The sequence below is a fragment of the Martelella mediterranea genome, assembly GCF_004342225.1.
In the GTDB taxonomy this organism is placed as follows: Bacteria; Pseudomonadota; Alphaproteobacteria; order Rhizobiales; family Rhizobiaceae; genus Martelella; species Martelella mediterranea_B.
Genome location: NZ_SMAR01000013.1, coordinates 75,660 through 96,777, shown reverse-complemented (window position 1 = coordinate 96,777; position 21,118 = coordinate 75,660). Strand labels below are relative to the sequence as shown.

Here is a 21,118-nt window from a genome sequence, read left to right as displayed (position 1 = left end):
CATCTGATATCTCCGTATTTGTTGCAGAATACAAAGAATCTGATGGCCGCCCTTCACTCAACCCCGGGCTTCAGCGCCATTCTTGGACAGACACTGAGTTGATTTATGTCTACTCTTCAAAAGAACAAATAAAGAACACAAATCAGGAAAGAGGGACACCAATGCCATTCGAAAAACGTATCAATCTTGTGACGCTGGGGGTCAGCGACCTGAAAGAGGCAACAGCGTTTTATGAGCGCCTCGGATGGAAGAGATCGTCCGCATCGTCAGAGGCAATCACATTCATAGCTCTTGACGGTTTGGTTCTGGGGCTGTTTCCGCGTGATGAACTGGCTGCTGACGCCGGGATAGGAGCACCTGAAAGACCGAAGGGATTTTCAGGCATAACACTGGCCCATAACGTTCGCAGTGAAGCTGAGGTCGATCAGATGCTGGCCTTTGCCGCAACCTGCGGTGCAACGATTACGAAGCAAGCCGAAAAAGTGTTCTGGGGCGGTTACAGCGGCTATTTCGCCGATCCTGATGGCCATCTCTGGGAAGTGGCCTTTAACCCGCTGGCGCCTCTTGACGATGAGGGCCGAATGCAGCTGCCGGATTAGGTTAAACAGGCCGTCATCAGCCGTGGCTGCGCCGCAAAGCGCAGCCTTCTGCCCTCATGGACCGAAGTTTAATGAGGGAGCAGCGCCTTGATGCCTTTCAGCGGCTGAACGCCTTCGCGCATGGCAAACTGGCGCAGAGGCGGCAACGACGAGAGCAGATGCAGCCCGGCAGCCCGTCCAAGCTGTGCCGGCAGAAAGTCAGCCAGCAGTGAGCGGTTCAACAAATCGACACTGAGTGTCCGCGTCCATACGTCGGATTTACGCATAACGTCATACTTGTCGCCGCTGCGTGCTGAAATTGCCTTACCGCTGATGCCCTCAAGCATACGGGCAAGTCGCATGATATCGCGAAGGCTGAGGTTGAGCCCCTGCGCCCCGATGGGTGGAAATCCGTGCGCGGCCTCGCCAACGAGCGCCATCCGCTCCTTGCCGAAACGATGCGCAACAAAGGAAGAAAGCGGCCAGGTCTGCACCGGCTCTTCGACAGTCACAGCTCCGAGAAGCGATTGCATCCGCTGTTCAACAGCAACACTCAGTTCTCCTACGCTTTTCGCAGAAAGGTTTGAGGCTGTGCCCTGATCCAGCACCCAAACGAGGCTGGAACGTTTCCCGCCGGGAAGCGGTACCTGCGTAAACGGGCCTGTACGCGTATGAAATTCAGTGGAAACATCGTTATGCGGCAGGGTATGCGAGAAGTTCAGCACCATTGCGGTTTGCGGATAAGACCATTTTTTGACACCGATCTCCGCAGCGTTGCGCACCAGCGAATTTCTTCCGTCGGCGCCAACAACAAGCTTAGCCTCGACTATGGCGTCATCCTCAGTTGTTATGAGAACCTTTTCGTCGGAAGTTTCGATGTTTGTGGCTGCACTTTGAAGGTGCCGGATGTTGGGTTCGTTGCCGACGGCCTGCTGCAGTTTCTCGATGAGAACAGAATTCGGGATATTATAGCCGAATGCGTCGAGATCGATTTCTGCGGATCGGAAGTTTGCCGTCGGTGCACGAACGAGTCTGCCGGTTCCGTCGATGATTCGCATGGTTCTGAGCGGGGCGGCATCAGGCGCGATTGCATCCCACACACCGAGGCGTTTCAGAAACTCAACCGACTGATCCATCAGTGCCGTTGTGCGATAGTCTTGCCGTTTCAGTTCCGGCGCGATCAGCACAACAGAGCGACTGGCGCGCGCGCATGCCAGCGCTGTGATCATTCCGGCGGGGCCTCCGCCGATAACGGCGATTTCGAATTCCGGCATCTCACTTTCCTCAGAATCTGTATTTCTTTCTCGCCTATATAGTGCCGCATATGAATTTATGCCGCGAAAAATTATGGAAAATCACGTTTTTCTATACGTTCGGTCCCTGTCCTGATGCATGGTAGTTGTATATGAAAAGGTGATGGATACGCGATGAAACAGTCCCGCCGCAAGAAAGGTCGCCATGCGAATTCTGAGTGAACGAAAAGTGCCATTTGCCGAGATCCGGGCGTTTTCGGTTCATATTCTGACGGCATCCGGGTCATTCCTTGCCTTCCTGGGGGTTGTCGCGGCCGCAGAAGGCCGGTTTGTGACCATGTTCTGGTGGCTGGGTGCCGCCCTGCTTGTCGATGGTATCGACGGGCCGATTGCAAGACGCCTCAAGGTGAGTGAGGTGCTGCCCAGTTGGTCCGGCGTCATGCTCGACAACATCATCGACTACGTTACCTACGTTCTGCTTCCCGCATTCGCGCTTTACCAGTCGCATATGATCGGTGAACCATGGTCATTCATTGCAGCAGCGCTGATCGTGATTTCCAGCGCGATCTATTACGCCGACAGCGGCATGAAGACTGACGAAAATTTTTTCTCCGGATTTCCGGTCGTCTGGAACATGGTGATTTTCAGCTTCTTTGTGATCCAGCCTCACGGCCTTCTGGCAATGGCAATTGTCATTGTCTCTGTAATCCTGACATTCCTGCCGGTGAACTTCCTGCATCCTGTGCGCGTCAAAAGACTGAGACCCCTGAACCTCATTATCTTCGCACTTTGGTGCCTTACCGGTTTTTACGCTTTGATCGTTTCTTTCGAGGCCCCGGTCTGGGTCGAGACGATCTTTGTTCTCAGTGGGATCTATCTTTATTGCGTTGGCGGACTTTTGCAGTTGTTTCCGGCACTTGGCGCAAAAGCGGCGGCAAACCGGGGTGAGTACTGACGGCATTTTAGAATGGAGCTGTGCAAATCCTTGCCCATCTGGTCAAAAAATATTGCGTCACGACTGCCTAATATGCTTGATTTATGCGCATTAAGCGGGGAAACCTATTTTTTAATCAGTCGCGACTGATTTCTGCCGTCCAGCACAAGCGTGACGGATTTCAGCGATTTTAAGCCGGAGGGGCCGGGTGAACGAAACGCATGGACGCGGTCATGATGCGTTACTGTCGGTTCGGGGACTGACGAAATATTTCGGCAGCTTCGCCGCCTGTGACCATATCGACCTTGAGATCGGCAAGGGCGAAGTCCACGCCCTTCTTGGCGAGAATGGCGCGGGCAAGTCAACGCTCGTCAAAATGCTTTTCGGCGTTCTGGAGCCATCCGCCGGTCAGATCGTCTGGAAAGGCAGCCCGCAAACCATTGCAGATCCTGCCGCTGCCCGAAAGCTCGGGATCGGCATGGTATTTCAGCACTTCTCGCTATTTGAAGCCCTCACAGTGGCCGAGAATATCGCTCTTTCTCTTGATCAGAGTGTCTCCCTGAACAAAGTTGCGGAAGAAGCGCGACGGCTTTCAGTGGAATATGGGTTGCCACTGGACCCTCGCGCCCATGTCGCGGATCTTTCTGTGGGAGAGCGGCAGCGGATCGAAATCGTGCGCGCGCTCTTGCAAAATCCGGACCTCATCATTCTGGATGAACCGACGTCAGTCCTGACGCCGCAGGAAGCTGACCGGTTGTTTGAAACGCTGGAAAAGCTTAAAAGCGAGGGGCGTTCGGTTCTTTATATCTCCCACAGGCTGGAGGAAGTTCAGCGCATTTGTGACAAGGCGACTGTCCTTCGCCATGGCAAGGTCACGGGTGACTGCGATCCGCGACAGGAAACGGCTTCTTCTCTTGCGCGCATGATGGTTGGTGGTGAAGTCTCGGAAATCAGACGGCCTGAGGCAGCAAAAGCCGGAAACATTCTCCTCGAGACGAAGGGACTGAGCGTTCCGGCACCGTCACCATTCGCGACAGCTCTGGATGATATCTATCTTCAGGTCAGGGCAGGCGAGGTCCTTGCGATTGCCGGTGTTGCAGGAAATGGTCAGTCGGAGCTGTTCGATGCGATTTCGGGTGAGTACCCTGTCAGCGAAAACATTGTCATCCAGATCGATGGTGCACCGGTCGGGGTGAAGGGTATTAATTTCAGGCGAAAACTTGGTGCTTCGTTCGTGCCTGAAGAACGCCAGGGGCACGCAGCCGTTATTGGCATGACGCTTTCAGAAAACCTTATTCTGGCGCGCAATCAAGCTGAAGCCGGTACTTTTCTCGCTGGTGGCCCTCTAAGGGTCATCAAACGCGCAGCAGCCCGCGCCCGAACAGGGTTGATTTCGGATGTCATGGATGTGCGCAAGAGTGGCGATAATCCTGCAGCCGGATCGCTATCGGGCGGTAATCTGCAGAAGTTCATTGTCGGTCGCGAGCTGGACCGGAAGCCAAAAGTCATGGTGGTGAACCAACCGACCTGGGGTGTCGATGCCGGTGCTGCAGCTCATATCAGGCAAGCCATTGTTGACCTCGCCAAAAGCGGGTCAGCTGTTCTCGTCATCAGCCAGGACCTCGACGAAATCTTCGAGATTGCCACGCGCATCGCCGTAATTTCTGAAGGGCAGCTCTCAGAGAGCCATCCAACCGAAACAATGACGCGCGAACGGATCGGCCTTCTGATGGGCGGGATTCACGGTGAAGACGGCCAGGTGGAGACCCTTGATGCGCATTGAACTAGAGAGACGTTCCGATCGCTCCGCTTTATTTTCCATTTTCTCGCCGGTTATTGCCCTTGCACTCACAGTGATCTTTGGCGCAGTGATGTTTGCCTTGCTCGGCAAGGATCCGGTTGAAGCGCTCTACCGTTTTTTTATCGAACCGCTTTTTGATGTCTGGTCTTTGCATGAGCTGATGATCAAGGCTACACCCTTGATCATGATCGCGGTAGGCCTGACGGTCTGCTATCGTTCGAATATCTGGAACATTGGTGCAGAAGGCCAGTTCACAGTCGGCGCAATCGTCGGTTCAATTGTCCCGATCTATTTTTACGAATGGTCTTCGCCGCTTCTTCTGCCGATCATGTTGATCATGGGCGCGGTCGGTGGTGCGCTTTATGCCGGTATTCCCGCTCTGCTGAAAAACTACTTTAATACCAACGAAATCCTGACATCGCTGATGCTTGTCTATGTCGCCCAGCTTTTCCTCGATTGGCTGGTGCGAGGCGCATGGCGCAATCCTGACGGCTTCAACTTTCCGCAGTCGCGCGAGTTTGTCGATTCTGCCATTCTCCCTGAAATGTTCGCTTCCGGGAGGGCGCATTACGGTTTCGCGCTGGCCATACTGGCGGCTCTTGCCGTCTGGTTCATGATGCGGTTCACGCTCAAGGGCTTTGAGGTCAATGTCATCGGACAGTCAGAACGCGCGGGGCGTTTTGCAGGCTTTTCGTCGCGTCGTATGATATGGTTCGGCTTTCTTCTTTCCGGGGGGCTTGCAGGGCTTGCGGGCATCATCGAAATCTCCGGTGCGATCGGTTATGTTCAGCCGACCATTTCGCCTGGCTACGGATTTACCGCGATCATCGTTGCCTTCCTTGGGCGGCTCAATCCTCTGGGCGCGATTGTTGCCGGGCTGGTGCTGGCTCTGACCTATATCGGTGGCGAAGGAGTTCAGTTCACGATCGGCGTTTCAGACAAGGTAACGCGTGTGTTTCAGGGCATGCTGCTGTTTTTCGTTCTCTCGTGCGACACACTCATTCTCTATAAGGTGCGGCTTATCTTCGGCCGGGTTGCAAAAACCGGGGAGCAGCCGTCATGATCGTCGAAGCAATACTTCTCACTGTCGTTACCGCATCGACACCGCTTGTTCTGGCTGCGATCGGCGAGCTGGTTGCTGAACGCGCAGGTGTTTTGAACCTTGGTGTTGAGGGGATGATGGTCATGGGAGCTGTCGGCGCTTTCGTCGCCGCACAGACCACCGGCTCGCCCTATATCGGAATGCTGGCAGGGATGGTAACCGGCACACTGTTCTCACTTCTTTTCGGCTTTCTGACATTGTCACTGGTCGCCAATCAGGTTGCGACCGGTCTGGCGCTGACGATTCTGGGGCAGGGGCTTTCGGCTATGATCGGCGAAGGTTTTGTCGGCAAGGCCGGCATCAAAATGCCCGCCATATCATTTCCGGTTCTTGCCGATATTCCTTTCATTGGCCCACTGCTTTTTAATCAGGACATCTTCTTTTACCTGTCGATCCTCATCGTTGCAGGCACATCATGGTTTTTGTTTAAAACCCGAAAAGGGCTGGTTTTGAGAGCTGTTGGCGACAATCACGCATCGGCGCACGCCCTTGGGATCAACGTCATTGGCATCCGGTATATGGCTGTGATGTTTGGTGGTGCTTGCGCGGGCCTTGCAGGGGCGCAGCTTTCGCTGGTCTACACCCCGCAATGGGTCGAGAACATGGCTGCAGGACGCGGCTGGATTGCGCTGGCTCTGGTGGTTTTCGCCTCATGGCGTCCCTGGGGTGTCCTCCTGGGTGGCTATCTTTTTGGCGCCGTCACCATCGGGCAATTGCACGCTCAGGCTTTCGGCATCGCGATACCGTCTCAGTTTCTTTCAGCCCTGCCTTATCTCGTAACCGTCATCGTTCTGGTCATCATCTCCCAAAACCGGAGGATGACCCTGATCAACACCCCGGCCGCACTCGGAAAGCCGTTTGTACCGGACCGCTAAGATCGTGTTAAATGCTCCTTCAAACCGAAAGAGGTGAACTATGAAATCAATAAAATTCGCTCTTGCTGCTTCGGCAGCCATGATTGCAGGCTTCTCGGCGCAGACCGCAAGCGCGCAGGTGGACGATGTGAAAGCCTGCTTCGTCTATATCGGCTCTGCAACCGATGGCGGCTGGACACAGGCCCATGATCTCTCCCGTCAGGAGCTGGAAAAGACGCTAGACGTTGAAACCGCTTATATCGAAAATGTTCCGGAAGGCCCGGATGCCGAACGCGCCATCGAACGTATGGCCCGTTCTGGCTGCGACATTGTTTTCACAACATCGTTCGGTTACATGGAACCAACGCTCAAGGTCGCTGCGAAGTATCCCGACGTCAAGTTTGAACACGCAACCGGTTACAAGACCGCTCCGAATGTTGCGACATACAATTCCCGCTTCTACGAAGGTCGTTACATCTCCGGCGTCATCGCAGCATCGATCTCCGAAACCGGTGTCGGCGGCTATATCGGCTCATTTCCGATTCCTGAAGTCGTCATGGGTGTTGATGCTTTCCAGCTCGGCGCACAATCGGTTAATCCGGACTTCAAGACCAAGCTCGTCTGGGCCAATACATGGTTCGATCCGGGCCGCGAAGCTGATGCCGCGAAAGCTCTGATCGACCAGGGCGTCGATGTTCTGGCGCAGCACACGGATACAACGGCGCCGATGCAGATTGCAGCAGAACGCGGCATCAAGGCCTTTGGCCAGGCATCGGATATGATTGAAGCCGGACCAGAAACACAGCTGACATCCATCATCGACACCTGGGGCGCTTACTATATCAAGCGGGTCAAGGCGCTTCAGGATGGCACGTGGGAATCGGAGCAGAGCTGGGATGGCCTGAAAGACGGCATCCTGACGATGGCGCCATACACCAACATGCCTGACGACGTGAAAAAGCTCGCCGAAGAAACCGAAGCAAAAATCAAATCCGGTGAGCTGAAGCCATTCACCGGCCCGGTCAAGCTGCAGGACGGAACTGTATGGCTGGCAGAAGGTGAAACCGCCGACGACGGCACTCTTCTCGGCCTTGATGTGCTGGTTGAAGGCATTGAAGGCACCCTGCCGCAGTCTGAATAAAGCGTCAGTTATTACCGATTTAAAGGGGCGCTCCCTCAAAGGAGCGCCTTTTCTTGTTTGTGGCGTCGCTGACGGATGAAATTCATTCATAATTTTTGAATAGGTCTCAGGCACGATTCAGATAAAAGCGATCTGGAAATATCAGTTGGAGGCAATATGAAACGCAGCGCACTCGCCATTGTTCTGGCTGCCGGTGATGGCACGCGGATGAAATCCGCAAAGACAAAGATGCTGCACGCTGTTGGCGGTCTTCCCATGGCGGCACATGCTGTAAGCGCAGTATCGAAATGCGGTGCAGATGATATTGCGCTTGTGGTTGGTCGCGATGGCGATAAAGTTTCCAAGGCCTGTGCACTTCCCGGCATTTCTTTAGAAACCTTTGAACAGACTGAACGGCTCGGCACGGCCCATGCCGTGCTCGCAGCGCGTGAAGCGCTGCAACGTGGCTATGATGATCTGCTCGTGACATACGGCGACACGCCGTTGATCACACAGGAAACCCTTTCAAAGGCACGGGCCGGGCTTGCAGAAGGAAATGACGTTGTCGTGATCGGATTTGAGGTTGAGAATCCGAAGGGCTATGGGCGGCTATTGACCTTGGATGGTGCTTTGACAGCGATCCGCGAAGAAAAGGACGCATCGGATGAAGAGCGAAAGGTCAGGCTTTGCAATAGCGGACTAATGGCGATCAATGGTCGCCGCGCGCTGGAATTTCTCGAGGCCATCGATAATAAAAACGCCAAGGGCGAGTACTATCTCACAGACGTTGTCGAGGTTGCGCTGGCAAGAGGCGGGAAGGCCAGTGTCGTTATGGCGGATGCTGACGAAGTACTGGGCTGCAATAACCGCGCAGAACTCGCGGTCCTGGAGCGAATCTGGCAGGAAAGAAAACGCCACGAGCTGATGCTCTCCGGCGTCACCATGATTGCGCCTGAGACAGTGTTCCTCGCCCACGACACGGCCATCGGTCCTGATACGATCATCGAGCCCAATGTTCGTTTCGGTCCCGGCGTTACCATCGCCGGGGATGTTACGATCCATTCATTTTGCGACATCGAAGGCGCAAGCATAGAGGCCGGCAGCCAGATTGGGCCATTCGCACGTCTAAGACCAGGCACCACACTCCATGACGGTGCCAAGGTTGGTAACTTCTGTGAGGTTAAGAATGGCGATATCGGGCCGGGTGCAAAGGTCAATCACCTCACTTATATCGGAGATGCATCTGTCGGCGCTCGCACGAACATTGGTGCCGGTACGATCACCTGCAACTATGATGGTGTGAACAAATTCCGCACGGAGATTGGTGAAGACGCTTTCATCGGCTCCAATTCCGCGCTGGTTGCGCCGATCAGAATTGGCAGCAAATCCTATGTCGGTTCGGGTAGTGTGATTACGAAGGATGTTCCCGAAAACGCGCTCGCGCTTGGCCGCTCTCGTCAGGAGGTCAAAGAAGATCGCGCGGAGTTTATTCGGGCACGAGCGCTTGCGCTGAAAGCGGCCAAAAACGCTTAAATTATTCAAAGACGCATGCAGCCATCATGGCTGTGGTATCTCAGCCAGGTTTCACGGAGAAATTTCAGGAATGTGCGGAATTGTTGGTATCGTCGGAACAGGTGCAGTATCCGAACGCATGGTGGATGCACTTAAGCGACTTGAGTATCGCGGCTACGATTCGGCAGGTATCGCCGTCATTGAAAATGGATCGATTGTCCGCAGAAGAGCGCAGGGTAAGCTCGACAATCTGCGCGAAGTGCTGGCGTCTTCTCCGGTCGACGGAACAACAGGGATCGCACACACACGCTGGGCCACGCATGGTGTGCCGAATGAAGCGAACGCCCATCCTCATATCGCTGACAACGTTGCTGTGGTCCATAATGGGATTATTGAAAACTTCGCGGAACTCCGTGCGGAACTTGCGCACGAACCGGATGGGTTCGAGTCCGATACCGATACCGAAGTCGTTGCCAAGCTGCTGGCGAAATATCGCCGCGAGGGAATGGCACCGCGCGATGCCGTGCTCGCGATGCTGAAAAAGGTGACAGGTGCATTTGCACTTGTCATTCTGTTTCAGGACAGACCCGAAACGCTCTACGTCGCACGTTTTGGTCCTCCGCTGGCCGTGGGTTTCGGTCACGGCGAAATGTATGTCGGCTCAGATGCAATTGCGCTTGCGCCGTTTGCAGATGGCATTGCCTATCTTGAAGACGGTGACATGGCGATTGTCGACCGGGATGGCGTCGAATTCTGCGATTTTGACGGCAATGCATTGTCACGGCCCCGTCAGCCACTGCAGCTTGCTTCGATGATGATCGACAAGGGTAATCATCGCCATTTCATGGAGAAGGAAATCTTCGACCAGCCGGAAGTGGTCTCCCATACCTTTGGTCACTATTGTGATTTCGCCCATGGACGGATCGCGGTGAACGGCGATGAGATCGACTTTTCCAGGGTCTCCCGGCTCGCCATCGCCGCTTGTGGCACAGCTTACCTTTCCGGCCTCATCGGCAAATACTGGATCGAGCGTTTCGCCCGTCTGCCCGTCGAAATAGATGTCGCATCGGAATTCCGTTATCGCGAAATGCCGCTTTCACCGGACGAGCTCGCTTTGTTCATTTCACAATCGGGAGAGACCGCCGATACACTTGCATCTCTGCGGTACTGCAAACAAAACGGCCTTAAAACCGGTGCTCTTGTCAACGTCACCGGCTCGACGATTGCGCGAGAAGCTGATGCAGTCTTCCCCATTCTGGCTGGCCCGGAAATTTCTGTTGCCTCGACAAAGGCCTTCACCTGCCAACTGGCGCTGATGGCTTCTCTGGCACTTCGGGCAGGACGAGAGCGCGGCACTTTGCCGGTTGAAGAGGAAAAGACGCTTGTGCATCAGTTATCCGAGGTTCCGCGGCTGATGAACCATGTTTTGCATACCGTGCAGCCGCAGATCGAAAAGCTGGCCCGTGATCTCTCCAGGTTTAATCATGTGCTTTATCTCGGCCGTGGAACCAGCTATCCATTGGCACTCGAAGGTGCTCTAAAACTCAAAGAAATCACATATATACACGCAGAAGGTTATGCAGCAGGTGAGCTAAAGCATGGGCCGATTGCGCTCATTGATGAAAATATGCCAGTGATCGTGATCGCGCCATATGACCGTTTTTTTGAGAAAACGGTCTCCAACATGCAGGAAGTTGCAGCGCGCGACGGTCGCATCATTTTCATCACTGATGAGCGCGGCGCAGCGGCATCAAAGCTTGAGACGATGCAGACGATCGTGCTGCCGGATATGCCGGAATTCATTGCGCCTATGATCTTTGCGCTTCCGATCCAGCTTCTGGCCTATCACACGGCTGTCTTCATGGGAACGGATGCCGATCAGCCGCGAAACCTCGCCAAAGCTGTGACCGTCGAGTAAGGCGCAACCTGAGGAGACGTAACAAATGCGGATCCGTCGTGAAACGCCTGCCGATATCGCGGCCGTGGATCGTCTTATCGGACGTGCCTTCGATGGACACCCGCACAGCGATGGCAGTGAACCTGCCATCGTCCGGCGCCTTCGTAAGGCAGAGGCGCTGGAGCTTGCGCTTGTGGCTGAAGAGGACGGGGAAATTCTGGGACATATCGCGTTTTCACCCGTGGGCTTTGAAGACGGCAGCGATGGATGGTTCGGCCTTGGGCCGCTCTCGGTCGAGCCGTCCCATCAGAGACAGGGAATCGGCTCGTCACTGATGCTTGGCGGGCTGGAACTCATGCGCGATGACAATGCTGCCGGCGTTGTTCTGGTTGGCGATCCGAAGTTTTATACCCGATTTGGTTTTCAGTCTGACACTGACCTGTCGATGGAGGGCGTCCCGCCGGAAAACCTTCTTGCCTTGCCTTTCGATGGAGACATTCCGAAAGGGCAGGTGGCGTTTCATCGCGCATTTTTCGGAGACCTTTAAGGCGGCGGTATCTCTGATCTCACCCTGCACTCAGATAACGGATCGCCTCATCGCGTCGGAACAAATAGAGTAGGGTCCGCAATGCCTGACCACGCGCCCCTTCCAGTTCCGGGTCTTTATTGACGATGTAAGCTGCGTCCTTGCGCGCCATTTCCAGAATATCGACGTGGCTTTCAAGGCTGGCAAAGCGAAACCCCGGAATGCCGGATTGCCTTGTTCCCAGAAGTTCACCTTCTCCGCGAAGCTTCAGATCTTCTTCTGCAATACGAAAACCGTCATTACTGTCACGCAACACCGAAAGCCGGGCCTTACCGGTTTCAGATAGCGGCCCTTTGTAAAGAAGGATGCAGGACGAAGCCTCATCACCGCGCCCGACGCGGCCACGCAGCTGGTGCAACTGCGCAAGACCGAACCGTTCAGCGTGCTCGATCACTATGATCGAGGCATCCGGCACATCAACCCCAACTTCAACAACAGTCGTTGCAACAAGCAGACGAGTCCTGCTGGCCTTGAATGCCTCCATCGCGGCCTCTTTATCCGCTGAAGACATGCGCCCGTGCACCAATCCGACATTGTCCGCGCCGAAGGCTTTCGTGAGCGTCTCAAACCTCTGCTCAGCAGATACGAGCTCTATGGCCTCAGACTCTTCAACCAAGGGACAAATCCAGTAAGCTTTCTTGCCCTGTGCCAGCGCATCGCGCAAACGCCCGACCACATCGCCAATACGTTCGGTCGGGATGGTGACTGTCTGGATCGGTTTTCGCCCGGCCGGCTTTTCGGTCAGCCGTGAAACATCCATGTCGCCGAAGGCAGCCAGAACAAGTGTGCGGGGGATAGGCGTTGCCGTCATCACCAGAAGATGCGGTGAAACGCCCTTTGAGCTTAACCTTAAACGTTGGTGCACACCGAAACGGTGCTGCTCATCGACGATCACCAGACGCAGATCAGCATAGGAAACATTGTCCTGAAACAATGCGTGCGTCCCAATGACGATCTTTGATGCGCCACTGGCAATATCATTCTCGATAAACTTGCGTTCCCGGCCTTTGGTTTTACCTGTCAGAAGCGAGACCTGAACACCGGCAGCCTCTGCAAGCCGGACAATGCCCTCATAGTGCTGTCGGGCCAGTATCTCGGTGGGCGCCATCAATACGGCTTGTGCGCCATCTTCCACCACGGCAAGCATGGCCAACAGGCCAACGATTGTTTTACCGGACCCGACGTCGCCTTGCAGCAGGCGAAGCATGCGCTCATCCTGCTTCATATCCGCCAAAATCGCTTCAACCGCATCCTTTTGACCTTTGGTCAGGGCAAAGGGAAGGGCATGCAAAACCTTATCTGCCAGCACGCCCTTCGAATGAACCGGACGCCCGGGCGTGCGTCTCATGCGGCTTCTGACCAGCGCCAGAGAAAGCTGCCCGGCCAACAGTTCATCATACGCAAGCCGCCTGCGGGCCGGAGATTCCGGCGCAATATCGGTTTCGTCACGAGGCTGATGCAAACCCGTCAGTGCATTTTTAAGCTCCGGGAAACCCTGACGTTTGACAATCCCGGGATCGATCCACTCGGTAAAATCCGGTAGTCGATGAAGCGCTGCATCAATCGACCGGCGCAGAACTTTTGGCGACAGCCCGGCCGTCAACGGATAGACCGGCTCGACATCAGGCAGGGTGTCGGCCTTATCCGCCGGGACAATATAGTCCGGGTGCACCATCGAAGGGCGACCATTGAACCATTCAGCCCGCCCGCTGATCACGACATTTTCACCCACCGGAAGCGATCGCTGAAGCCAGTCGGCTTTCGCGTGAAAGAATGTCAGCGTCAATTCGCCCGTGTCATCGTGAACGTAAACGCGGTAAGGCGCATTTGAGCGCTGCGGCGCCGGCTGATGACGGTCGACGCGACCTTCAACCGTGACGATGGCGCCTTCTGGTAGATACGCGATCCCGGGCTTTAGACGGCGATCTATAATGGAATGCGGGGTGTGAAACACCAGATCGACTACGCGAACATCATCTTCGTCCCGCCCGGTCAGGCGGGCCAGAACTTTAGCGAGTTTCGGCCCGATACCGGAAAGTGAAGTCACAGGCGCAAACAGGGGATCAAGCAAAGCCGGTCTCATAACCTATGAAATGTACCGATCCCGTTGCTTTGGCAAGGCTGACAACAACTGATCGACCCGCTATAGAGACAAATCAACAAGGAAGGTTTTCAGATGACTGGACTTAAACGCTCAAGTGCCGATCTCGACCCGCGCCGCCGCCGCATTCTGTTCCGCTGCTGGCATCGTGGCATTCGGGAAATGGACCTCATCCTCGGCCAGTTCGCCGAGGAGAACATTGCGCTTCTTGATGACGCCACGCTGGATACGCTGGAGCTTATCATGGACGCCGAAGACAATGACCTGATCAAGTGGATCAACGGCGCAGAACCCGTTCCGGAACGGTTCCGGATTCCGCTGTTTGAGCAGATCGCATCTTACCGTCCGGACTTTGATCCGGTCGAAAACAATCTCTGAGGCGTCTTAAAAACCGATGATAGCCGGATTTAACCCGAAGAAACTTGATGGCCTGAGCGGCGCCGTCACGATATCCAATGCCGTTGCGGGCACGGAACCGCTCGTTCTGGCGGAGATGGCGCGGGCGGGACATGCAGTCGCTTATGTCTTGTCCGATGGCCAGCGCGTTGCGGATTTCGAACAAATTCTGGGCTTTGTCGCACCGGATATTCCGGTTCTTGCTTTGCCAGCCTGGGATTGCTTGCCCTACGATCGCGTGTCGCCGGCTGCCGATACTGCAGCGCGACGTCTTTCGGCTCTGTCTGGCCTTGTGCAGCACAGCAAGAACCCGCACCCGGCAATCCTTCTCGTAACCGTTAATGCCATGCTGCAAAAACTGCCTCAGCATGATGTGATCGAATCGCTTGGGTTTTCCGCGCGAGCGGGCCAGATCATTGATATGGATGAAATCGTCCACCGGCTGGCTCAGGCGGGTTTCGAGCGGGTTCCAACAGTACGTGAGGTTGGAGAATATGCGGTTCGCGGTGGCATTCTCGATGTCTTTGTACCAGGATCGGAAAACGGCATCCGCCTTGATTTCTTCGGGGACACGCTTGAAAGCATTCGTGCGTTTGATCCGGCAAACCAGCGCACAACCGGAACGGTCAAGTCTCTTGAACTGAACGCCATGAGCGAGGTTGCTCTGACGCAGGAGACAATCGCACGGTTCAGGAAAAACTACCTTTCGCTTTTTGGTGCGGCCACGCGCGACGATGCGCTTTATCAGGCAATTTCTGAAGGGCGGCGTTATGCGGGAATGGAGCACTGGCTTCCGCTTTTCTATGAACGTCTCGACACGATGTTCGATTACCTTAAAGACTTTCGAATTTTCGTCGATCATACGGCCCGCGAAGCCGCATCCGAACGCGCAGATCTGATCCGTGACTATTACGAATCGCGGCTGACCAATCTCAAAGAAGGACAGGGCGGTCACGGAGCACCCTACAAGCCGGTTCCGCCAGACACGCTCTATCTCAATTCGGAAGATTTTGCCGAAGGGCTGACGAACCATAAGGCGGTGCGGCTGTCGCCCTTTAACGAGCCTCCAGCTGTCGGAAGGCCGGTGATTTCGCTTGATGCCCATGCTGGTCCGCGGTGGGCGACTGAGGCAAAAACATCCAACCCCGACGAACGCGTCAACGTGTTCGAGCAGGCTGTCGCACACATTGCGCAAAAACGCGCAGAGGGCGGAAAAGTGCTGATCACCGGTTGGTCCGAGGGCTCTCTGGATCGACTGTTACAGGTTCTCAAAGAACATGAGCTTCAGAAGATCAAGCCGGTCAAGGCACTGGCGGACCTGAAGAAACTGAAAAAAGGCGAGGCGGCCAGCGCTGTGCTCAGCCTTGAAGCCGGATTTGAGACCGATGATCTTATTGTTATCGGTGAGCAGGATATTCTTGGCGACCGCCTAATCAGAAAGACGAAAAAACGCAAGAAAGCCAGTGACTTCATATCAGAAGTGTCTGGACTGGATGAAGGTTCTCTGGTGGTTCACGCCGAACACGGCATTGGGCGTTTCACCGGCCTTCGCACAATCGAGGCAGCAGGCGCCCCGCGCGATTGCCTCGAATTGCTTTACGCCGGCGACGCCAAGCTTTTCCTACCGGTTGAAAATATCGAGCTTTTGTCGCGATATGGCTCTGATGCTGCCGATGTTCCTCTGGATCGCCTTGGCGGCGGCGCCTGGCAGGCGAAAAAGGCCAAACTGAAAAAACGCCTGCTCGACATGGCGGACGAACTGATCGCGATCGCGGCCAAGCGGGCAACCCGAACGGCACCGCCCTTAACAGCCACAGAAGGTCTCTACGACGAGTTCGCGGCACGCTTCCCCTATGAGGAGACAGAAGATCAGGAAAACGCCATTCTGGCGGTCCGTGATGACCTCGGGGCAGGCAAGCCGATGGACCGGCTGGTTTGTGGCGATGTCGGCTTCGGTAAAACAGAAGTCGCGCTACGAGCGGCTTTTCTTGCAGCGATGAACGGTGTTCAGGTCGCTGTGGTCGTGCCGACCACGCTTTTGGCGCGCCAGCATTTCAAAACCTTCGCTGAGCGCTTTCGTGGCCTGCCAATCAAGGTTGCTCAGGCGTCTCGCCTTGTCAGCTCAAAGGAACTGGCGCAGACGAAAAAGGACCTTGCAGATGGCAAAGTCGATGTCGTTGTTGGCACGCACGCCCTGCTCGGCTCGACGATCAAATTTGCCAATCTCGGCCTTCTCATTATTGATGAAGAGCAGCACTTTGGCGTCAAGCACAAGGAGCGACTGAAAGAGCTGAAAAGCGATGTCCATGTGCTGACGCTTTCAGCAACACCAATTCCGCGAACGCTGCAGCTGGCGATGACCGGTGTGCGAGAACTCTCGCTGATCACAACGCCACCAGTCGACCGAATGGCCGTCAGAACCTTTATCTCACCGTTTGACCCGCTGGTTATTCGCGAAAATCTGATGCGCGAACATTATCGTGGTGGACAGAGCTTTTACGTCTGCCCCCGAGTCTCTGATCTTGACGATGTTCACGCCTTCCTGCAATCAGAGGTGCCGGAGTTGAAGGTTGCCGTCGCACACGGGCAGATGGCAGCCGGTGAGCTGGAAGACATCATGAACGCGTTTTATGATGGCAAATATGATGTTTTGCTTTCCACGACGATTGTGGAGTCCGGTCTTGATGTGCCCACTGCCAATACGCTGATTGTGCACCGTGCCGACATGTTCGGTCTGGCACAGCTCTATCAGCTTCGCGGCCGTGTCGGCCGATCAAAAATCCGCGCTTTTGCGCTCTTCACGCTGCCGGTCAACAAGCGCATGACCGACACCGCAGACCGGCGCCTGAAGGTGCTTCAGTCACTGGATACGCTGGGGGCGGGTTTCCAGCTTGCAAGCCACGATCTGGATATCCGCGGGGCAGGGAACCTGCTTGGCGAAGAGCAGTCCGGCCACATCAAGGAAGTCGGCTTTGAGCTTTACCAGCAGATGCTGGAAGAAGCTGTTGCGGAGGCCAAGGGGGATGAGGATGCAGGTGATAACGACTGGTCGCCACAAATTGCACTTGGCGCATCTGTCATGATTCCGGAAAGCTATGTGCCGGACCTTAACCTGCGTATGGGACTTTACCGCCGCCTTGGTGATCTGAACGACCCAGGTGACATCGATGCGTTCGGCGCCGAGCTGATTGACCGTTTCGGACCGATGCCTGAAGAGGTTCAGTCGCTTCTCAAGGTTGTCTTCATCAAATCACTTTGCCGGACAGCAAATGTGGAGAAACTCGATGCAGGGCCGAAAGGTCTTGTGGTTCAATTCCGCAATCAGGAATTCCCGAACCCAGCCGGACTTGTGCAATTCATCGCAGAAAACAGTGTTTCCGCGAAAATCCGCGCAGATCAGAGCATTTATTTCAATCGCGATTTGCCAACGCCTGAAAAACGGCTTGGACAGGCCGCTGTTACGATGAATAAGCTGGCCAAGATCGCGGTGGCGTAAGCTTTTCATTAAAGAGACACGTGTTCACGCACAAAAAAGCCCGGGCATCTATTCCCGGGCTTTTTAAATTGACTGACGACCTGTTCACGCGGCCGCAAGCTCGGCCAGAGCGTTTTGCAACACCTCCGCAGACTGCGCACCGCTGACGGCATACTGCCCGTTAAACACGAAAAACGGCACGCCGGTCACGCCCATCTGATGTGCATTATCAATTTCGTTTCGAACCATTTCCTTATCTGAATCGCTTTCAAGAAGTCGAAGTACCATATCGCGATCCATACCGGATTCAGCGGCTATATCCGCAAGAACAGCATGATCGCCGATGTTGCGTCCTTCCTCGAAATTGGCTTTGAACAGTTTGTCGATCACCACATTCTGCAAAGTCACGCTTTCTGTGTGCGCCCACAACAGAAGCCGGTGCGCGTCAAATGTGTTGGGCCTGATCAAAATGCGGTCGAAGTGAAAATCGATACCAACTTCACGACCGAGCTCTGTCATCTGAGCGTGCATTTCATCCACGCGAATGGCACTGCCTATTTTCTCCACTAGGCTTGTGTGATTGTCGACGCCTTCACTGGGCGTATCAGCATCAAGCTCATACGGGCGCCACTGCACCGTAACGGAAACATCGCCTTCCAATACCTGAATTGCCCGGTCCAGACGCGCCTTGCCGAGGTAGCACCACGGGCAGACGACATCGACGATAGCATCAACGGTAATGGCTTTCATTTCGGCTATCCCTTTTGTCTCAAGCCCTTACTGGGCGCTGGCATCCCACCAGGTCGGAAACTCGTACCCGTAAATCGGTGTTTCCTGCGGGTGCATGATATGCTTCCAGCGCGCGACCCACTGACCTTCACGGTGATAAAGTGGGAGCACGTAATGACCGTTGACCAGAAGCCGGTCAAGAGCGCGAACGGAATCGGTGAATTTTTCGGTCGAGCGGGCGGACAACATCGCATCGATGATTCGATCAATATCAGGGCTGGCGACACCGGCGAAATTGAAGGTTCCTTCAATATCTCTGGAGCGCGAATCCCAACGCCAGATCTGCTCGGCGCCCGGTGAAAGCGAGGAGCTGTAATAAAAGCCCGGCTGAACGAGGATCATCATATCATAATCGAAGGTGTTCAGTCGTTTCTGATACTGCGCGTCATCAACGGTGCGGATCGACATATCGATGCCGATGAGCTTCAAAGTATGCTGGTAGGCAAGCGCCAGCTTCTCCTGATTTTCATTGGTCGTCATCACCTCGAAGGCCAGCGGCGTTCCATTCGGCCCCAGCATTTTGCCATTGCTGATCTTGTACCCCGCTTCGGCCAGCTGTCGCACGGCTTTGCCCAGAACCTTGCGGTCTGCGCCTGATCCGTCGGTGACAGGCATTTGATACGTTCCTTCAAGGATTGTCTGCGGAAGCGTGTCGGCAGTCGGCCCCAGAAGCTCAAGCTCATTCTCACTGGCAGGATTGCCAAAAGCGCCCAGAGCCGAATTCTGCCAGTAGCTCTCTGTACGCCGGTAGGCCTGATCAAAGAGCGTACGGTTCACCCACTGAAAATCGAAGATATCCGAAAGCGCTTCACGGACGCGCGCATCAGAAAACTTGGGGCGACGAGTATTGAAGACGAAACCGGTCATTCCCGTCGGCGTCTGAGGATGAAAAACATTCTTTACAACATCGCCGCTGTCAGCTGCCGGAAAGTTGTATGACCGCGCCCAGTGACTGGGGCTGTTATCGATATAGACGTCCACTGCGCCTTTTTTGAAGGCTTCGAACAGGGTGGAATCCTGAAGGTAATAGTCAATCGTGATCGTATCGTAATTATCGAATCCAACCTTGGACGGCAAATCCTTTGCCCAATAGTCAGGATCGCGCTTGTAGACAATTCGCTGACCGGGTTCGACCTTATTGACGACGTAAGGCCCTGAACCGACCGGGGTTGCCATCGTGTTGGTATCGAAGGTTTCGGGGTCAATAGCATGCTCCGGGAAGACGGGCATGAGAGCAAATATCAGTGGCGTTTCCCGGTTGGCTTTATCGTTAAAGGTGAAGCGAACGCTGTGCTCCCCAACCTTTTCCATACGCGCGACGAGATCAAGCCGCCGGTTATATGGCGGTCTGCCTTTTTCCTGAAGCAGATTGAATGTGAAGATAACATCTTCAACTGTGACCGGCTCGCCATCAGACCACCTGGCCTCAGGGTTCAGGTTGAACTGAATGTAACTGCGTGCATCATCCCACTCAACCGTTTCCGCCAGAAGACCATAGAGGGTGAAAGGCTCATCGCGTGAGCGCTTCATCAGCGGTTCATAGACAAGGTGACCGATCTCTTCTTCCCAGGTTCCACGCGCAGATGAACGCATACCCTTCAAAACGAACGGATTGAGGCTGTCGAAAGAGCCGACAACACCATAGGTGATTTCACCACCTTTTTTCACATCAGGGTTTACATAGGAAAAGTGCGCGTAGTTTTCCGGCAGTGCCGGTTCGCCATGCATGGCGATGCCATACTGCGGCTCTGCCATCGCCACGCCAGAAAAAGCAACTACGAAAACAAGAGAAAGAAATAAACGCATCGATTCGTCCCGCATTGGCCACAATGTCGAGAATCGTATCATGACGTTCCCAGGATGCGAAACGCGGCAGAGAATTTACCCGTGATTGCCATTTTGACAAAATCAGGGGTAGATAAGAGCTTTCTTGAGCGGTATCAGGGATACCAGTTCACAAGAACGGCAAAGGCTGCCGCATTTCGGTAACAATGCCGATGCAGGGTCGTCAAAACGGGTCTTTTGTACTTAACCAGGAGAGATTATTTATGCTTTCACGAGCCAAAGGAATGAAGCACGCCGCAATTTGCGCTTTGGCAGTTGTCGGCTTTTCGGCAGCGGGCGCTTCGGCTCAACAGCAGCAGCAACAGCAGCAGCAGGGCTCCGCAGTTCCGCAGCAGGGATGGTACAAAACCTGCAACGAAGGCCAGCAGGGCCCGCAGATGTGTATCGTACAGAACTATGCACGCGCTGAGAACGGTCAGATTCTGACGGCTGTGGGCCTTATCACGCCACAGGGTGAAAATGGCCAGCCTATGATTCAGGTTACTGTGCCGACATTTCGTCTTATGCCTCCGGGTGTCCGCATGCAGATCGACAGTTCTGCTCCTCAGCAGATTGATTACGCTATCTGCACAAACGAGCAGTGCGTAGCGCAGGCTCCGTTGACAGATGCGATGGTCAACGCAATGAAGCGCGGCGGCGAAGTGACCTTCACTTCAGTCAACGTGCGCCAGACGCCGAACCCCGTGACGATGACGCTCAGCGGGTTCACGGCAGCCTATGATGGCGATCCGATCAGCCAGTCGGATCTGGTTGAAAGCCAGCGTAATCTGGATGAATCGATCCAGAAGATGGCAACGGATCGCCGCAAGAAAATCGAAGAGGCTCAGCAGAGCGCTTCCGGCGGAAACTAATCCAACTAATCCCGCTAAAAAACC

The 21,118-nt window shown here is 54.8% G+C and carries 16 protein-coding genes; 12 read left to right on the top strand and 4 right to left on the bottom strand.

What is annotated here, in order from left to right; translation table 11 throughout:
• Nucleotides 1–161: 161 nt before the first annotated feature.
• Complete coding sequence (locus EDC90_RS10500) at nucleotides 162–599, top strand: VOC family protein (RefSeq protein WP_132311287.1); 438 nt, start codon at nucleotides 162–164, stop codon at nucleotides 597–599.
• A gap of 68 nt (nucleotides 600–667) precedes the next feature.
• Here the strand turns inward: EDC90_RS10500 and EDC90_RS10495 are convergent, their stop codons facing one another.
• The gene (locus tag EDC90_RS10495) at nucleotides 668–1,852 is read right to left on the bottom strand and encodes a UbiH/UbiF family hydroxylase (RefSeq protein WP_132311285.1); all 1,185 of its coding nucleotides are present in this window, start codon (nucleotides 1,850–1,852) and stop codon (nucleotides 668–670) included.
• Nucleotides 1,853–2,036: 184 nt separating this feature from the next.
• Between EDC90_RS10495 and pcsA the strand changes: the two genes are divergently transcribed.
• The 8 genes from pcsA to EDC90_RS10455 all read left to right on the top strand — a co-directional run bounded on the left by pcsA (nucleotide 2,037) and on the right by EDC90_RS10455 (nucleotide 11,598).
• Nucleotides 2,037–2,786 carry a phosphatidylcholine synthase gene (gene pcsA / locus EDC90_RS10490; RefSeq protein WP_132311283.1) on the top strand — a complete coding sequence of 250 codons (750 nt, stop codon included), beginning with the start codon at nucleotides 2,037–2,039 and terminating at the stop codon, nucleotides 2,784–2,786.
• A 187-nt stretch (nucleotides 2,787–2,973) separates the two neighbouring features.
• Nucleotides 2,974–4,548, top strand: coding sequence for an ABC transporter ATP-binding protein (locus EDC90_RS10485; protein ID WP_132311281.1), 1,575 nt, complete (start codon nucleotides 2,974–2,976; stop codon nucleotides 4,546–4,548).
• Nucleotides 4,538–5,629: an ABC transporter permease gene (locus tag EDC90_RS10480; protein ID WP_132311279.1), complete on the top strand. Its 1,092-nt coding sequence runs from the start codon at nucleotides 4,538–4,540 to the stop codon at nucleotides 5,627–5,629. Before EDC90_RS10485 ends, EDC90_RS10480 begins: the two co-directional genes overlap by 11 nt.
• On the top strand, nucleotides 5,626–6,543 hold the full coding sequence (locus EDC90_RS10475; RefSeq protein WP_132311276.1) for an ABC transporter permease: 918 nt from the start codon (nucleotides 5,626–5,628) through the stop codon (nucleotides 6,541–6,543). The genes EDC90_RS10480 and EDC90_RS10475 overlap by 4 nt, the downstream gene beginning before the upstream one ends.
• Before the next feature lie 40 nt (nucleotides 6,544–6,583).
• Complete coding sequence (locus EDC90_RS10470; protein WP_132311274.1) at nucleotides 6,584–7,663, top strand: BMP family ABC transporter substrate-binding protein; 1,080 nt, start codon at nucleotides 6,584–6,586, stop codon at nucleotides 7,661–7,663.
• Nucleotides 7,664–7,819: 156 nt separating this feature from the next.
• Nucleotides 7,820–9,175, top strand: a complete 1,356-nt coding sequence (gene glmU / locus EDC90_RS10465) for a bifunctional UDP-N-acetylglucosamine diphosphorylase/glucosamine-1-phosphate N-acetyltransferase GlmU (RefSeq protein WP_132311272.1) — start codon at nucleotides 7,820–7,822, stop codon at nucleotides 9,173–9,175.
• A gap of 70 nt (nucleotides 9,176–9,245) precedes the next feature.
• Nucleotides 9,246–11,072: a glutamine--fructose-6-phosphate transaminase (isomerizing) gene (glmS, locus tag EDC90_RS10460; protein ID WP_132311270.1), complete on the top strand. Its 1,827-nt coding sequence runs from the start codon at nucleotides 9,246–9,248 to the stop codon at nucleotides 11,070–11,072.
• Nucleotides 11,073–11,097: 25 nt separating this feature from the next.
• Nucleotides 11,098–11,598 (top strand): GNAT family N-acetyltransferase, encoded by a 501-nt coding sequence (locus tag EDC90_RS10455; RefSeq protein WP_132311268.1) that lies wholly within the window; start codon nucleotides 11,098–11,100, stop codon nucleotides 11,596–11,598.
• 19 nt (nucleotides 11,599–11,617) lie between these two features.
• Here EDC90_RS10455 and recG read toward each other — a convergent pair whose 3' ends face one another.
• On the bottom strand, nucleotides 11,618–13,720 hold the full coding sequence (gene recG / locus EDC90_RS10450; protein WP_132311266.1) for an ATP-dependent DNA helicase RecG: 2,103 nt from the start codon (nucleotides 13,718–13,720) through the stop codon (nucleotides 11,618–11,620).
• A gap of 93 nt (nucleotides 13,721–13,813) precedes the next feature.
• On the opposite strand from recG, the gene EDC90_RS10445 reads away from it, so the two are divergent.
• On the top strand, nucleotides 13,814–14,116 hold the full coding sequence (locus tag EDC90_RS10445; protein ID WP_132311264.1) for a succinate dehydrogenase assembly factor 2: 303 nt from the start codon (nucleotides 13,814–13,816) through the stop codon (nucleotides 14,114–14,116).
• Nucleotides 14,117–14,132: 16 nt separating this feature from the next.
• Nucleotides 14,133–17,630, top strand: coding sequence for a transcription-repair coupling factor (gene mfd / locus EDC90_RS10440; RefSeq protein WP_132311262.1), 3,498 nt, complete (start codon nucleotides 14,133–14,135; stop codon nucleotides 17,628–17,630).
• Nucleotides 17,631–17,714: 84 nt separating this feature from the next.
• Here mfd and EDC90_RS10435 read toward each other — a convergent pair whose 3' ends face one another.
• Nucleotides 17,715–18,359 (bottom strand): DsbA family oxidoreductase, encoded by a 645-nt coding sequence (locus tag EDC90_RS10435; RefSeq protein WP_132311260.1) that lies wholly within the window; start codon nucleotides 18,357–18,359, stop codon nucleotides 17,715–17,717.
• Nucleotides 18,360–18,386: 27 nt separating this feature from the next.
• Complete coding sequence (locus EDC90_RS10430) at nucleotides 18,387–20,204, bottom strand: extracellular solute-binding protein (protein WP_132311258.1); 1,818 nt, start codon at nucleotides 20,202–20,204, stop codon at nucleotides 18,387–18,389.
• A gap of 242 nt (nucleotides 20,205–20,446) precedes the next feature.
• Here EDC90_RS10430 and EDC90_RS10425 point away from each other — a divergent pair, with 242 nt between their 5' ends.
• Entirely contained in the window at nucleotides 20,447–21,094 is a 648-nt protein-coding gene (locus EDC90_RS10425; protein ID WP_132311256.1) for an invasion associated locus B family protein, read from the top strand.
• Nucleotides 21,095–21,118: the final 24 nt, after the last annotated feature.

Bases quoted from the DNA above. Each gene is read 5' to 3' on its own strand.
- EDC90_RS10500 (WP_132311287.1), top strand. From the start codon at position 162: ATGCCATTCGAAAAACGTATCAATCTTGTGACGCTGGGGGTCAGCGAC.
- EDC90_RS10495 (WP_132311285.1), bottom strand. From the start codon at position 1,852: ATGCCGGAATTCGAAATCGCCGTTATCGGCGGAGGCCCCGCCGGAATG.
- pcsA (WP_132311283.1), top strand. From the start codon at position 2,037: ATGCGAATTCTGAGTGAACGAAAAGTGCCATTTGCCGAGATCCGGGCG.
- EDC90_RS10480 (WP_132311279.1), top strand. From the start codon at position 4,538: ATGCGCATTGAACTAGAGAGACGTTCCGATCGCTCCGCTTTATTTTCC.
- EDC90_RS10475 (WP_132311276.1), top strand. From the start codon at position 5,626: ATGATCGTCGAAGCAATACTTCTCACTGTCGTTACCGCATCGACACCG.
- EDC90_RS10470 (WP_132311274.1), top strand. From the start codon at position 6,584: ATGAAATCAATAAAATTCGCTCTTGCTGCTTCGGCAGCCATGATTGCA.
- glmU (WP_132311272.1), top strand. From the start codon at position 7,820: ATGAAACGCAGCGCACTCGCCATTGTTCTGGCTGCCGGTGATGGCACG.
- glmS (WP_132311270.1), top strand. From the start codon at position 9,246: ATGTGCGGAATTGTTGGTATCGTCGGAACAGGTGCAGTATCCGAACGC.
- EDC90_RS10455 (WP_132311268.1), top strand. From the start codon at position 11,098: ATGCGGATCCGTCGTGAAACGCCTGCCGATATCGCGGCCGTGGATCGT.
- recG (WP_132311266.1), bottom strand. From the start codon at position 13,720: ATGAGACCGGCTTTGCTTGATCCCCTGTTTGCGCCTGTGACTTCACTT.
- EDC90_RS10445 (WP_132311264.1), top strand. From the start codon at position 13,814: ATGACTGGACTTAAACGCTCAAGTGCCGATCTCGACCCGCGCCGCCGC.
- mfd (WP_132311262.1), top strand. From the start codon at position 14,133: ATGATAGCCGGATTTAACCCGAAGAAACTTGATGGCCTGAGCGGCGCC.
- EDC90_RS10435 (WP_132311260.1), bottom strand. From the start codon at position 18,359: ATGAAAGCCATTACCGTTGATGCTATCGTCGATGTCGTCTGCCCGTGG.
- EDC90_RS10430 (WP_132311258.1), bottom strand. From the start codon at position 20,204: ATGCGTTTATTTCTTTCTCTTGTTTTCGTAGTTGCTTTTTCTGGCGTG.
- EDC90_RS10425 (WP_132311256.1), top strand. From the start codon at position 20,447: ATGCTTTCACGAGCCAAAGGAATGAAGCACGCCGCAATTTGCGCTTTG.